We start from the raw sequence: 12,108 nt of genomic DNA on the forward strand, positions 1-12,108 counted from the left end.
CACTGGTTTTGGCGAGTTCAGCCAAGGATTTAGGCGGACGGCCGATTCTGATCAATATGGCGGCGACAGTTTCGCTGCGCCCGGATGTCCATGGAACCGGGCGGTTCGGGGACGGTAGGGATCGCCTTGGCGGGTGGTAGCCCGCCTTCCTTTCCGTGACTGGCGAAATGCGCCACCTGGCCGTCATAGCACTTTTTAAAGCAGGGCGCGTGCAGGCTCGATCGACGGAGGAGCATACTGCCGGATAATCACTGGCAGCCATCACCTTTGGTATGCGAAGCACGCCGCATCAGGATATCGGCAACAGGCGCTGGACATAGCGAACGTCGCGATCCGTGCTATATCTCCTGCACCTTGGGGGGCTCGATGAACGACACCGACTACGCGCTGGGACATGCAGAGGCGGAGTTGCGCCGACTCAGCACCCAGGCACGGTTGATCGACCCGATCACGCGTCGCTTTCTGGAAGCTGCCAGAATCACCAAAGGCATGCGCATCCTCGATATCGGCAGCGGCGCCGGCGATGTCGCGTTTCTCTGTGGCGAACTGGTTGGGCCGACTGGAGAGGTTGTGGGTACCGACCTTGCCCTTGCAGCCGTCGAAAGGGCGGAGCTGCGCGCCAGGAATGCCGGGTCAGGCACAATCTCCTTCAGACACGGTGATCCGGCTGAACTGAATTTTGACGAACCCTTCGATGCGATCGTTGGTCGCTACGTTCTCCAATTCATGCCCGATCCAGCACAGTCGCTCCGACGGATCGTCCGTCATTTGCGGCCTGGTGGGGTCGTCGTGTTCCACGAACTTGACTGGGATGGCGCTCGTTCGTCGCCCCCGTCGCCGACATACGATAAGGTATGCGGGTGGCTCAGCCGTACAATCGAGGGGGCGGGAGCGCAGGTGCGCCTTGGTGCCCGACTTGCCTCTCTGTTTGAAGAGGCTGGTCTACCCTCGCCTGTCCTGAGGCTGGAGGCGGTCATCTCGTCAGGACCACGGGCAGTTGACGTTGTGCGCCTTGTGACCGATCTCGTGGAGACACAATTGCCGACCATGGAGCGGCTCGGGATCGCATCAGCTTCGCAGGTCGAGCCCCTTACACTCGCTGACCGCATCCTGTCGGAGATCGGTGCCGTCGGCACGTTGATGGGGCGATCGGAGATAGGTGCCTGGACCACCAGGCCGGAGTGAACGCACGCGTCTCGTGCGATGACTGCTCTCCAACCTCTGCCAGGCGATCTTCCAACAGCACAGCATCAAGCAGACGGACCGCCCGGGCAGGCCGGGATCGTCTGCGGCCGGTCGAGACCGGCTAAGATCAGACGGCCTTGAAGGCCAGCACCGCATTGGTGCCGCCGAACGCGAAACCATTGCTGATCGCCGTGCGCACCTTGCGTTCACGCGCCACGTTCGGCGTGATGTCGAGGTCGCAATCAGGATCGGCTTCGCGAAAATTGGCCGTCGGCGGCACCATGCCTTCACGGATCGCCATCACGCAGGCGATCATCTCCAGCGCGCCCGATGCGCCAAGGCAATGGGCATGCATGGATTTGGTCGACGACACCGAAAGTTTGTAAGCATGGTCGCCGAAGACGCGCTTGATCGCCGCCGTCTCGATCTGGTCGTTGGCCTTGGTGCCGGTGCCATGGGCATTGAGATAGTCGACATCCTCGGGATTTAACCCGGCGTCGGCCAGGCAGGCGCGCATGGCGGCCGTCGGTCCTTCGATGGTTGGCGCGACGATGTCGGACGCGTCGGCGGAAAGGCCGGCGCCGGCAATTTCGGCAAGAATGGTGGCGCCGCGCGCCATGGCATGTTCGTAGCTCTCCAGCACCGCCATGCCGGCGCCCTCGCCGAGCGACAGGCCCTGGCGATCGGCCGAGAATGGCCGGCAGGTGTCGGGCGCCAGCACCCGCAATGCTTCCCAGCCCTTCAGGATGCCCCAGACCAGCGGCGCATCGGTGCCGCCGGCGACCATCACGTCGGCGCGGCCGAGCCTGATCTGGTCAACGGCCGAGGCGATGGCATGGTTGGACGACGAGCAAGCGGAGGTGACGCCGAAAACCGGACCGCGCAGGCCGAGACTCATGCTGACCTGGCCGGAGGCCGCACTGGGCATCACTTTCGGCACGGTGAAGATGCCGGCGCGGTTCTTGCCCTCGATCAGGATGGCGCGGTAGTTTTCTTCGATCGCTTCCCAGCCGCAAACACCGACGCCGACGACGGTGCCCATCCGGTAGGTGTTGGCTTCGTCCGAGGCCAGACCGGCCTGCTGCATAGCCTCCCTGGCCGCGATCACCGCCAGCAGGCTGAAGCGGTCCATCGACACCAATTGCTTGCGGTCGATGCCGTGATCGGGAAGCGTCTTGATTTCGCAACCGACCTTGACCTTCAGATCATGCAATTGCGGACTGCTGATCTGGCCGATGGCCGAGCGGCCGGCGCGCATTTCATTCCAGATCGCGGGCGCGTTGGTGCCAAGCCCGCAAATACCGCCCATGCCGGTGATGACAACGCGCTGCCGCATTCAGGTCAGGCTTTTTTCGCGATCAGCGCGCGAACAGCTTCCACCATGTCGCCGACATTCTTCAGATTGCTCCAGGCATCGACCGTGTTCATCTCGATCTCGATGCCATAATCTTCCTCGAGATCGAAGATGATCTCCGTCAGCTCGAGCGAATGGATACCAAGCGAGGTCAATTCAGTGTTGGTCGTGATTTCTTCGCCGCCGGGCTCGGCATGAGCCTTGATCTTCGCGATGATATCCGTTGCCAGCTGGTCGGCCATTCGGTTTCTTCCCCACTATGTCGCGTTTCCCGACGCCAATTGAGCAGCGCCCCTTTTTCTCCCGGTATCAAGCCGCCGTCTTCGCTCTATACCCCCGCCAAGCGCTGCATGACCGTACCAAGGTGGTTCCCTCTATAGAAACCGAAACGTTGTCAAGCAACAAGCTATATCAAGCCATGCATCGACAAAGGCGCCGGAGTGCTTAACGTGCTGGCATGGATAAGACCGAACATGGCAGGATTTCGACGCAGCGCGCCGCGGGCGCGGCTCGGCTTTCCTGCGCCGTCGTCGACGGTCGCACGCGGCTGCGGCGCCTCTATCAGGACGGTGCCGCCAAGATAAGGATGCCGGCGGTCTCGGCCGATCCGCTCGAAGCGGTGCTGATCAACACCGCCGGCGGGATGACCGGCGGTGACCGTATCGCCTGGGAGGTGGATGTCGGTGCGGCGGCCTCGGCCTCGATCACGACCCAGGCCTGCGAGAAAATCTATCGGGCGGCATCCGACCATGCCGAGGTACGGGTGAAACTATCGGTCGGTGAAAACGGCCGCATCGCCTGGCTGCCGCAGGAAACCATCGTCTTCGACCAGGCGGCGTTTGCCCGCACGCTCGACGTCGAGCTTGCCGTCGGCGCCGAGGCGCTGGTGCTGGAGGCCACGGTCTTTGGCCGCCTGGCCATGGGCGAACACGTCACGAAAGGCAATTTCCATGACCGCTGGCGTGTCCGCCAGGACGGCGAACTCATTCATGCCGAGGATTTCCGCATCGGACCCGATATTGCTGCCACGCTGGACCGCCCGGCGATTGCCGGTGGCGCGGTCGCGATGGCGACGCTGCTGCTGGTGTCGCCGCGGGCCGAGGCCCTGCTCGATCCGGTTCTGGAGATCGTCAGCGACCAGGGCAGCGCCAGTGCCTGGAGCGTGAGGAAATCTGGCAAGCTTCTTGCGAGGCTCTACGCCGGGGACGGCTATCGGCTCCGCCAGCGGCTGGTTCCGCTGGTCGAATTGCTCAACGGAAAGGCTGGGTTGCCCAAATTATGGTCACTGTAAGTCTGTCTACGCCAGTCCAGGGAAGCGCATGAACCTGACACCGAGGGAAAAGGACAAGCTGCTGATCGCCATGGCGGCGATCGTGGCGCGCAAGCGGCTCGAACGCGGCGTCAAGCTCAATCATCCGGAAGCGATCGCGCTGATCACCGATTTCGTCGTCGAGGGCGCCCGTGACGGCCGCCCGGTCGCCGAGTTGATGGAGGCCGGCGCCTACGTCGTCACCCGCGCGCAGGTGATGCAAGGCATCGCCGAGATCATCCCTGACGTGCAGGTCGAGGCGACATTCCCCGACGGCACCAAACTGGTGACCGTGCACGAACCCATCAGGTGAGGTGAGAAAAATGCTGGAGCTGCGTCCCAATTGCGAATGCTGTGACAAGGACCTGCCGCTGGAGGCGGCGGACGCGCTGATCTGCACCTTCGAGTGCACCTTTTGCGCCGACTACGTGGAACACATTTTGGGCGGCACCTGCCCCAATTGCGGCGGCAATTTTTCGGCGCGGCCGATCCGCCCGCCGGCGATGCTGAAGAAATATCCCGCCTCGACCAGGCGCGTTCTCAAAGCTGAAGGGTGCGGGCCCCGCAAGGCGGCGTGACACCACCACCCCGCAAACGAAAGGCAAATAGAATGATGTCCGCCAAACGCCTGTGCCTGTCGGCGATCCTGCTGCTGGCAGCAGTCATGCCGGCCTATGCCCATGTCGGCATCGGCACGACCTCCTCCTTTATGGCCGGCTTCATGCACCCGCCCTCCGGCCTCGATCACATGACGGTGATGATCGCGGTCGGCCTGTGGGCGTCGCTCAAGGGCGGCAAGGCAATCTGGGCCTGGCCGGCGGCTTTTATCGGCGTGATGCTGGTCGGCGGCGGGCTCGGCATGCTGCATATGCCGCTGCCGTTCGTCGAACCCGGCATATTGGCGTCCGTCGTGGCGCTCGGGCTGCTGGTGGCGCTGGCAGTCGATCTGCCAGTCTCGGCCGGCGTCGCCATCATTGGCCTGTTCGCGCTGTTCCATGGCCATGCGCATGGCACCGAGGTGCCGGAAAATGCCGGCGGGCTCGAATATATGGCGGGCTTTGCCATCGCGACAGTGCTGCTGCATGCCACCGGCATCGCTGCCGGGCTCGGGCTTGGCGTCAGGTTCCGTGGCCTGGCCCGCGCCGCCGGTGCGGGCTGCGCGGCGGTCGGTGCCGGCCTCGTCTTCGGCATGTTGTGAGGCACGATGATCCCCGGCGAAATCATCACCAAGGACGGCGACATCGAACTCAACAAGGGGCTGCCCACAGTCACCCTGAAAGTGGCCAACAGCGGCGACCGGCCGATCCAGGTCGGCAGCCACTATCATTTCTTCGAGACCAATGAGGGCCTGAAGTTCGACCGCGACCGCGCGCGCGGCATGCGCCTCGACATCGCCGCCGGCACGGCCATGCGTTTCGAGCCTGGCCAGGAGCGCGACGTGACGCTGGTGCCGCTCGGCGGCAAGCGCGAGGTCTACGGATTTCAGCAGAAGGTGATGGGCAAGCTGTGAGATCGATGGCGTCTCATGCATGTCGCCCAAGGATGACTGGCGCTTTCGACTCAGTCCGACGGCTTGGCCGCAGCGTAGATGACGATCTTTCCAGGATCGTCGAATTCGACGGCGAGGACGTCCTGTGCAAGCACGCGCCGCGACTCGATGGCGTTGAACAGCAGCGCGTTGGCCTCGATCTCCTTGCGCAATTCCGCAATGTCGTGCCGATGCTGTTTGAGTTTGCTTTCGATCACCGGCGGCGGGCCGCCTTCGCTGCGCGCCGCGTCGGTGAGGAGCACGATCTCGACCTTGTCGAGCTTGGACGTCTTTCGCACCGTGCCGATGTTTTCACGCGTCCGGTCGATCGCCGTGTTGACGTTGCCGGCTTCGGCGGTGGCGTTGGCTTCTTCCTGCTTGACGTCCGAGCCGACGATACGGTTGACGGTCTCCGGGCTTTCGAGGCCCTGCGCTTTCAACGTGGCGTGGGACAGGCTCGCCGACAGAAACGCAGCCGCTGCAATGGCATGCAGCCATCGGGCGTCGGGCAAGGTGATGATGGTCATCGCTCGCTTTCGAGATTTGTTTCGACACTCAAAAGGCGAAACGAATCCAGCCCTGCCAAGGTTCCTTTCCCTCTGCAGCCGGCGGGCCGGACGCCGGCCCGCCGTGCTGCGTTGTCAGCTCGCCTTCTTGGTGATCAGGGTCAGCGCGCCATTGGGCTGCATGCTGGCGGCGACGACCTGAGCCGAGCTAAGCCCCTTTGCTACCAGCGCGGACTTCACCTTGGGCGTGGCGTCGATCGAACTGCGCAATTTCTGCAGGCCGGCGTCGCCACGCTGGGCGATCACCTGGTTGACCTGCGTCTGGGTGTCCTTTGGCAGCTCCGTGATGTCGACGATGTTGACGCTCTGGATCGTCGGAACAGCCGGCTGAGCCTTGGGCGCGGCCGGGGCAGGTGTGGTCGGCGCCGGAGCGGGCTGTTGCGCGGGTTGCTGCTGGGCACTGGCGGCGCCCGCCAGCATCAGCGTGGCGGCGGCTGCAATCAATATCGTCTTGCGCATGGATTTTCCTTCCATCGATTTGGCAAACGGTCGGTTTGGGGTGACGCCCTAACCTCAACCGTCAAATCGGATGAGAAGGTGTCGGCCAGCGGGTCATTGCGTGACCATTGGATGGCGACAATGTGCGGCCAGGCTTCAATCAAATCGCATTTCGGCAAACCACATTTCGGGAGCAATCGCTGATGGCCAGAGTTACCCGCGCCGCCTATGCGCAGATGTATGGCCCGACCGTCGGCGACCGCGTGCGGCTTGCCGACACCGAGCTGTTCATCGAGGTCGAGAAAGATCTCACCACCCATGGCGAGGAGGTGAAATTCGGCGGCGGCAAGGTGATCCGCGACGGCATGGGCCAGAGCCAGGTGTCACGCGCGCAAGGCGCGGTCGACACCGTCATCACCAATGCGCTGGTGGTGGATGCCAGCGCCGGCATCTTCAAGGCCGATATCGGTCTGCGCGACGGCCGCATCGCGGCAATCGGCAAGGCCGGCAATCCGGACATGCAGCATGGCGTCACCATCATCATCGGCCCCGGCACCGAGATCATTGCCGCCGAGGGCAAGATCCTGACCGCCGGCGGCTTCGACGCGCATATCCATTTCATCTGCCCGCAGCAGATCGAGGAAGCGCTGATGAGCGGTATCACCACCATGCTTGGCGGCGGCACCGGCCCCGCGCATGGCACGCTGGCCACCACCTGCACGCCGGGGCCATGGCACATGGCGCGCATGATCCAGTCCTTTGACGCCTTCCCCATGAACATCGGCCTGTCGGGCAAGGGCAATGCTTCGCTGCCCACGGCACTCGAGGAAATGGTGCTCGGCGGCGCCTGTTCGCTGAAGCTGCACGAGGACTGGGGCACGACGCCGGCGGCCATCGACTGCTGCCTGTCGGTTGCCGACGATTACGACGTGCAGGTGATGATCCATACCGACACGCTGAACGAGTCCGGCTTCGTCGAGAACACGGTGGCGGCGATCAAGGGCCGGACCATCCATGCTTTCCACACCGAAGGCGCCGGCGGTGGCCATGCGCCTGACATCATCAAGGTCTGCGGGCTACCCAACGTCATTCCGTCCTCGACCAATCCGACCCGGCCCTACACGGTCAATACGCTCTCCGAGCATCTCGACATGCTGATGGTCTGCCATCATCTGTCGCCATCGATCCCCGAGGACATCGCCTTCGCCGAAAGCCGCATCCGCAAGGAGACCATCGCGGCGGAAGACATTCTGCACGACATCGGCGCGTTCTCGATCATCTCGTCGGACAGCCAGGCCATGGGGCGCGTCGGCGAGGTGGCGATCCGCACCTGGCAGACCGCCGACAAGATGAAGCGCCAGCGCGGCGCGCTGCCGCAGGAGACCGGCAACAACGACAATTTCCGCGTCCGCCGCTACATCGCCAAATACACCATCAACCCGGCCATCGCGCATGGGCTGTCCAGGGATATCGGCTCGATCGCGGTCGGCAAGCGCGCCGACCTGGTGCTGTGGAACCCGGCCTTCTTCGGCGTCAAGCCGGATATGGTGCTGATCGGCGGCATGATCACTGCTGCCCCAATGGGCGATCCCAACGCCTCGATCCCGACACCGCAGCCGATGCACTACCGGCCGATGTTCGGCGCCTATGGCAAGGCCAGGACCAACTCGTCGGTGACCTTCGTCTCCAAGGCGGCGCTCGAGTCGGGGCTGCATGGCAGGCTTGGCGTCGACAAGCAGTTCGTCGCCGTCGAGAACACCCGTGGCGGCATCGGCAAGCATTCGATGGTGCTCAACGACGCCAGGCCGCAGATCGAGGTCGATCCCGAAACCTATGAGGTCCGCGCCGACGGCGAGCTGCTGACCTGCGAGCCGGCGACAGTGCTGCCGATGGCGCAGCGGTATTTTCTGTTTTGAGGCGAAATTGGCTGGCGAGCCGACCGGTGCAATATTCGTTGCGGCCTCTGGTGGCGCGCAGCAATATGCGGCGGACGAACAGGTTCGATGTGATCAAGCATGGCCACCGAAATCGCTTCTGCCCACGACATCTTCCCGCATATCCGCATCGTCATGGGCATGGTGATCGGGCTTGGCGTCGCCCGCCTGCTGTCAGGGGTGGCACGCATCGTCCAGCATCCCGCCCAGTACCGGCTCTATCCCGTGCACCTGGCCTGGGTCGCCTCGGTGCTTCTGATGCTGGTGCATTTCTGGTGGTGGGAGTTCGGCCTCTACACCATCGAGACGTGGACCTTCGGCAAGTACCTGTTCATCATCTTCTATGCGATCACGCTGTTCCTGCTCTGCGCGCTTCTGTTTCCGGATTCGATGCTGGACTACACCAGCTACGAGGATTTCTTCTATTCGCGCCGGGCCTGGTTCTTCGGCCTGCTGGCCGCGACCTATCTGCTCGACGTGATCGACACGCTGCTGAAGGGACCGGAGCATTTTGCCCGCTTCGGCAACGAATATCTGTTCCGCACGCCGGTCTTCGTCGCGCTGTGCATCGCCGCGATCCTGGTGCAAGACCGCCGTTTCCACGTCGCCTTTGTCGCGGCCGCGCTCGTCTATCAGATATCGTTCATCCTGCGGCTCTTCGACACGATCGTTTGACTACAGCGCCGCGCGTCTTTCCGACGCGCAAAGGACGCTGTAGCACTTTGACTGGCGCCCATTGGGATGAAGTGAGGGATGGTCTAGGCTTCCAGGGAAAGGCAGGTTTGCGCATGTACAAGGCCGTCGGATCGCGTGGATCCCGGGTCAGCCGCGTTCTCTGGATGCTCGAGGAACTCGGGCAGCCCTATGAATTCGTCGAGGTGAAGCTGCGCTCGCCGGAAGCCTATGCGCTCAACCCGTCGGGCAAGGTGCCGATCCTGATCGACGGCGAGCTGACGGTGACGGATTCGGCGGCGATCTGCGTCTATCTCGCCGACAAGCACGCCGACAAGGGCATGGGCGCCAGTCCGGGCGTTGCCGGGCGTGCCGAAATGGATTCCTGGATGCATTTCGCTCAATCGGAATTCGAAGCACCGCTTTGGAACAAGCTGCGCCATCGCTTCCTGCTGCCGAAGGAGGTGCGGGTCGATGTCGGCCCGGCGGCGGCCTACGACTTCGCCTCCGAGCTCAAGGCGCTGGACCGACGACTGGGCGACAAGCCCTTCGCACTGGGCGACCGGTTTTCGGCCGTCGACGTGCTACTCGGCGACATGGGCGGCTGGGCGCGCGCCGGCCGGTTTCCCATCGAATCCGAGCGCGTCGACGCCTATTTCGACCGCGTCTTGGCGCGGCCCGCTCGTGCAAGGGCGCAAGCCAATGGGGGATCCATGAAATGAAGCTCGACATCCGCACCGATTTCACCAAATTTCCCCGCGCCGTCTCGGTGCTGACCGCGGGCAATGCCGGGACCACCGCACCATCCGGCCGCGCCATTCTCGCCCATGACGAGCGGCATCTGCGCCGCAGGGCGATCGAGCTTGCCGACGGCAGCAAGGTGCTGGTCGACCTGCCAGAGCCCGTCGCCCTGAACGATGGCGACCGGCTGGTGCTGGAGGATGGCCGCCACATCGAGATCATCGCGGCACCGGAAGATGTCTACGACATCCGCGCTCGCGACGGCGTGCATCTGGCCGAGCTCGCCTGGCATATCGGCAACCGCCATCTCGCCGCGAGCATCGAGGCCGGGCGCATCCTCATCCTGCGCGACCATGTCATCAAGGCGATGCTGGAGGGGCTGGGCGCCACGGTGTCCGACGTCTCCGAGCCGTTCAAGCCGGTGCGCGGCGCCTATTCCGGCCACGGTGGGCACAGCCATGATCACGGCCATGCGCACGCCGAGGCACACGCGCACAGCCATGGTGAAGCGCATTCCCACTCGCACAGCGAATCGCATTCGCATTCGCACAGTCACGCTGGCCACCACCACGATCATGAGTGACCAGCCTTCCAACATCGCCCTGCTGCGGCTGATGGCGTGGCTGTCGCCGGCCTTTCCGGTCGGCGGCTTTTCCTACAGCCACGGTCTCGAACGCGCGGTGCATGACGGGCTGGTTGCCGACGCGAAAACCCTCGCCCGGTGGCTGGAAACGCTGGTCGAGATGGGTTCGGGCTGGAACGACGCCGTGCTGTTCGCCGAGAGCTGGCGCCGCGCGCGCAACAACGGTGATCTCGACGAAATAGCGACACTTGCCGAGGCGCTTGCCGGTTCGCGTGAACGCCACACCGAGGCCATGCTGCAAGGCGCCGCCTTTCTGAAAGCGGCGGCAGCCTGGCCCAGCCCCGTGCTGGAGCGCCTGCCGGCCGAATGCGCCTATTGTGTCGCCGTCGGCGCCATCGCAGGCGGCAATGCGATTGCGCTTCAGGACGCGCTGTCCGCCTTCCTGCAGGCCTTCTTCTCCAACCTCGTCCAGGCCGCGATCCGGCTCGGCATCGTTGGCCAGAGCAAGGCCACCGCGCTGCTTGCCGGCTTCGAGCCGCTGGCGTTGTCGACAGCCGGCCGTGCCGCGCGCTCGGCATTGGATGATCTCGGCGGCTGCGCCCTTGTCTCCGAAATCATGGCTATGAAGCACGAAACCCAGTATTCGCGGTTGTTCCGTTCATGATTTTTCTCGCCTTCGCGCTATCGTTTGTCCTACTGCTGATCACGGCGCTGCATGTCTACTGGGGCATTGGCGGCATCTGGCCGGGCCGGGATGCGGCCTCTTGCGCCCATGCCGTCGTCGGCTTTCGCGGAGTCGATGAGATGCCGACCCCTTTCGCCAGTTTCGCCGTTGCTGCGTGCCTTGCCCTGGCGACACTGTGGCCGATGGCGCTTGAAGGGGTCTTTGCCTCGCCCTTCCCCAGGGAGGGCCTCGCGGCCACCTCGCTGCTCATCGGGCTGGTGTTCCTGGGGCGCGGCATTGCCGGCTTCACGCCATGGTGGCGGCGGCTGGCACCGGAGCAGCCTTTCGCGCGGCTCGACCTGCGCTATTACTCGCCGCTGTGCCTGTTGATCGGGCTCGGCTTTGCCATCCTCGCCATCACGGAGTTTCCCGCATGACACAGAAAAATGGTCCGCTGCGCGTCGGCATTGGCGGTCCGGTCGGTTCGGGCAAGACGACGCTGACCGAAAAGCTGTGCAAGGCGCTGCGCGACGAATTCTCGATCGCGGTGGTGACCAACGACATCTACACCAAGGAAGACGCCATGATGCTGGCCCGGCTGCAAGCGCTGCCGGAGGATCGCATCATGGGTGTCGAGACCGGTGGCTGTCCGCATACCGCGATCCGCGAGGATGCCTCGATCAATCTGCAGGCGATCGCCGAGATGAACAAGAAATTCCCCGACCTCGACATCGTCTTCATCGAATCCGGCGGCGACAACCTCGCCGCCACCTTCTCGCCTGATCTTGCCGACCTGACGCTCTATGTCATCTCGGTCTGCCAGGGCGAGGAGATCCCGCGCAAGGGTGGGCCGGCGATCACCCGCTCCGATTTCCTGGTCATCAACAAGAGCGATCTGGCGCCCTATGTGAATGTCAATCTCGATGTGATGGAGAGCGACGCCGGCCGCATGCGCGGCAAGCGGCCGTTCGGCTTCACCGACCTGTCGCGCGGCAAGGGACTGCGGGAGGTCATCGACTTCATCGTCGAGCATGGCGGCCTGCGGGCCGTCGCCGCCGCCAGCACGGCGGCATAGGCAAGGACATCGGCGTCGGTCCCTGCACCAAGCGAAAGCGGTTGCGAGCCTCGGCTGGT

17 protein-coding genes are annotated in these 12,108 nt (G+C 63.9%); 13 read left to right on the forward strand and 4 right to left on the reverse strand.

Translation table 11 applies throughout. The annotated features are described in order from the left end of the window. The first annotated feature begins 366 nt into the window (after positions 1 to 366). Positions 367 to 1,185 (forward strand): class I SAM-dependent methyltransferase, encoded by an 819-nt coding sequence (locus tag AC1D0I_RS03280; RefSeq protein ID WP_477393034.1) that lies wholly within the window; start codon positions 367 to 369, stop codon positions 1,183 to 1,185. A 127-nt stretch (positions 1,186 to 1,312) separates the two neighbouring features. Here the strand turns inward: AC1D0I_RS03280 and AC1D0I_RS03285 are convergent, their stop codons facing one another. Then, positions 1,313 to 2,521 carry a beta-ketoacyl-[acyl-carrier-protein] synthase family protein gene (locus AC1D0I_RS03285; RefSeq protein WP_477393036.1) on the reverse strand — a complete coding sequence of 403 codons (1,209 nt, stop codon included), beginning with the start codon at positions 2,519 to 2,521 and terminating at the stop codon, positions 1,313 to 1,315. 5 nt (positions 2,522 to 2,526) lie between these two features. Further along, positions 2,527 to 2,781: an acyl carrier protein gene (locus AC1D0I_RS03290; RefSeq protein ID WP_184873030.1), complete on the reverse strand. Its 255-nt coding sequence runs from the start codon at positions 2,779 to 2,781 to the stop codon at positions 2,527 to 2,529. 215 nt (positions 2,782 to 2,996) lie between these two features. Here AC1D0I_RS03290 and AC1D0I_RS03295 point away from each other — a divergent pair, with 215 nt between their 5' ends. The 5 genes from AC1D0I_RS03295 to AC1D0I_RS03315 are packed head-to-tail and all read left to right on the forward strand — an operon-like array spanning position 2,997 to position 5,358. Continuing rightward, complete coding sequence (locus tag AC1D0I_RS03295) at positions 2,997 to 3,830, forward strand: urease accessory protein UreD (protein WP_477393038.1); 834 nt, start codon at positions 2,997 to 2,999, stop codon at positions 3,828 to 3,830. A gap of 28 nt (positions 3,831 to 3,858) precedes the next feature. After that, entirely contained in the window at positions 3,859 to 4,161 is a 303-nt protein-coding gene (locus AC1D0I_RS03300) for an urease subunit gamma (RefSeq protein ID WP_477393040.1), read from the forward strand. 10 nt (positions 4,162 to 4,171) lie between these two features. Next, positions 4,172 to 4,426, forward strand: a complete 255-nt coding sequence (locus AC1D0I_RS03305) for a DUF1272 domain-containing protein (RefSeq protein ID WP_477393042.1) — start codon at positions 4,172 to 4,174, stop codon at positions 4,424 to 4,426. A gap of 32 nt (positions 4,427 to 4,458) precedes the next feature. Continuing rightward, positions 4,459 to 5,046: a HupE/UreJ family protein gene (locus AC1D0I_RS03310; RefSeq protein WP_477393044.1), complete on the forward strand. Its 588-nt coding sequence runs from the start codon at positions 4,459 to 4,461 to the stop codon at positions 5,044 to 5,046. Positions 5,047 to 5,052: 6 nt separating this feature from the next. Continuing rightward, positions 5,053 to 5,358: an urease subunit beta gene (locus AC1D0I_RS03315; protein WP_477393046.1), complete on the forward strand. Its 306-nt coding sequence runs from the start codon at positions 5,053 to 5,055 to the stop codon at positions 5,356 to 5,358. 50 nt (positions 5,359 to 5,408) lie between these two features. Here the strand turns inward: AC1D0I_RS03315 and AC1D0I_RS03320 are convergent, their stop codons facing one another. Further along, a complete protein-coding gene (locus AC1D0I_RS03320; RefSeq protein WP_477393048.1) occupies positions 5,409 to 5,903 on the reverse strand; it encodes a hypothetical protein in 495 nt (164 codons plus the stop codon). Positions 5,904 to 6,017: 114 nt separating this feature from the next. Beyond that, on the reverse strand, positions 6,018 to 6,401 hold the full coding sequence (locus AC1D0I_RS03325) for a hypothetical protein (protein WP_477225032.1): 384 nt from the start codon (positions 6,399 to 6,401) through the stop codon (positions 6,018 to 6,020). A gap of 179 nt (positions 6,402 to 6,580) precedes the next feature. Between AC1D0I_RS03325 and ureC the strand changes: the two genes are divergently transcribed. The 7 genes from ureC to ureG all read left to right on the forward strand — a co-directional run bounded on the left by ureC (position 6,581) and on the right by ureG (position 12,049). Continuing rightward, positions 6,581 to 8,296 (forward strand): urease subunit alpha, encoded by a 1,716-nt coding sequence (ureC, locus tag AC1D0I_RS03330; RefSeq protein WP_477393250.1) that lies wholly within the window; start codon positions 6,581 to 6,583, stop codon positions 8,294 to 8,296. Between the two features lie 99 nt (positions 8,297 to 8,395). Next, on the forward strand, positions 8,396 to 8,989 hold the full coding sequence (locus AC1D0I_RS03335) for a hypothetical protein (RefSeq protein ID WP_477393050.1): 594 nt from the start codon (positions 8,396 to 8,398) through the stop codon (positions 8,987 to 8,989). A 113-nt stretch (positions 8,990 to 9,102) separates the two neighbouring features. Then, complete coding sequence (locus tag AC1D0I_RS03340; RefSeq protein WP_477393052.1) at positions 9,103 to 9,708, forward strand: glutathione S-transferase family protein; 606 nt, start codon at positions 9,103 to 9,105, stop codon at positions 9,706 to 9,708. Then, complete coding sequence (locus AC1D0I_RS03345; protein WP_477393054.1) at positions 9,705 to 10,310, forward strand: urease accessory protein UreE; 606 nt, start codon at positions 9,705 to 9,707, stop codon at positions 10,308 to 10,310. Before AC1D0I_RS03340 ends, AC1D0I_RS03345 begins: the two co-directional genes overlap by 4 nt. Then, positions 10,303 to 10,974: an urease accessory protein UreF gene (locus AC1D0I_RS03350; RefSeq protein WP_477393056.1), complete on the forward strand. Its 672-nt coding sequence runs from the start codon at positions 10,303 to 10,305 to the stop codon at positions 10,972 to 10,974. The genes AC1D0I_RS03345 and AC1D0I_RS03350 overlap by 8 nt, the downstream gene beginning before the upstream one ends. Further along, positions 10,971 to 11,411 (forward strand): DUF3995 domain-containing protein, encoded by a 441-nt coding sequence (locus AC1D0I_RS03355; RefSeq protein ID WP_477393057.1) that lies wholly within the window; start codon positions 10,971 to 10,973, stop codon positions 11,409 to 11,411. Before AC1D0I_RS03350 ends, AC1D0I_RS03355 begins: the two co-directional genes overlap by 4 nt. After that, entirely contained in the window at positions 11,408 to 12,049 is a 642-nt protein-coding gene (ureG, locus tag AC1D0I_RS03360; RefSeq protein ID WP_477393059.1) for an urease accessory protein UreG, read from the forward strand. The genes AC1D0I_RS03355 and ureG overlap by 4 nt, the downstream gene beginning before the upstream one ends. The last annotated feature ends 59 nt before the right edge of the window (positions 12,050 to 12,108 follow it).

The organism is Mesorhizobium sp. P2_D1 (assembly GCF_056404455.1).

Coding starts and splice junctions, on each gene's coding strand:
- AC1D0I_RS03310 (WP_477393044.1), top strand. CDS start 4,459: ATGATGTCCGCCAAACGCCTGTGCCTGTCGGCGATCCTGCTGCTGGCA.
- AC1D0I_RS03290 (WP_184873030.1), bottom strand. CDS start 2,781: ATGGCCGACCAGCTGGCAACGGATATCATCGCGAAGATCAAGGCTCAT.
- AC1D0I_RS03340 (WP_477393052.1), top strand. CDS start 9,103: ATGTACAAGGCCGTCGGATCGCGTGGATCCCGGGTCAGCCGCGTTCTC.
- AC1D0I_RS03345 (WP_477393054.1), top strand. CDS start 9,705: ATGAAGCTCGACATCCGCACCGATTTCACCAAATTTCCCCGCGCCGTC.
- AC1D0I_RS03325 (WP_477225032.1), bottom strand. CDS start 6,401: ATGCGCAAGACGATATTGATTGCAGCCGCCGCCACGCTGATGCTGGCG.
- AC1D0I_RS03295 (WP_477393038.1), top strand. CDS start 2,997: ATGGATAAGACCGAACATGGCAGGATTTCGACGCAGCGCGCCGCGGGC.
- AC1D0I_RS03300 (WP_477393040.1), top strand. CDS start 3,859: ATGAACCTGACACCGAGGGAAAAGGACAAGCTGCTGATCGCCATGGCG.
- ureG (WP_477393059.1), top strand. CDS start 11,408: ATGACACAGAAAAATGGTCCGCTGCGCGTCGGCATTGGCGGTCCGGTC.
- AC1D0I_RS03335 (WP_477393050.1), top strand. CDS start 8,396: ATGGCCACCGAAATCGCTTCTGCCCACGACATCTTCCCGCATATCCGC.
- AC1D0I_RS03285 (WP_477393036.1), bottom strand. CDS start 2,521: ATGCGGCAGCGCGTTGTCATCACCGGCATGGGCGGTATTTGCGGGCTT.
- AC1D0I_RS03280 (WP_477393034.1), top strand. CDS start 367: ATGAACGACACCGACTACGCGCTGGGACATGCAGAGGCGGAGTTGCGC.
- AC1D0I_RS03355 (WP_477393057.1), top strand. CDS start 10,971: ATGATTTTTCTCGCCTTCGCGCTATCGTTTGTCCTACTGCTGATCACG.
- AC1D0I_RS03350 (WP_477393056.1), top strand. CDS start 10,303: ATGAGTGACCAGCCTTCCAACATCGCCCTGCTGCGGCTGATGGCGTGG.
- AC1D0I_RS03305 (WP_477393042.1), top strand. CDS start 4,172: ATGCTGGAGCTGCGTCCCAATTGCGAATGCTGTGACAAGGACCTGCCG.
- AC1D0I_RS03315 (WP_477393046.1), top strand. CDS start 5,053: ATGATCCCCGGCGAAATCATCACCAAGGACGGCGACATCGAACTCAAC.
- AC1D0I_RS03320 (WP_477393048.1), bottom strand. CDS start 5,903: ATGACCATCATCACCTTGCCCGACGCCCGATGGCTGCATGCCATTGCA.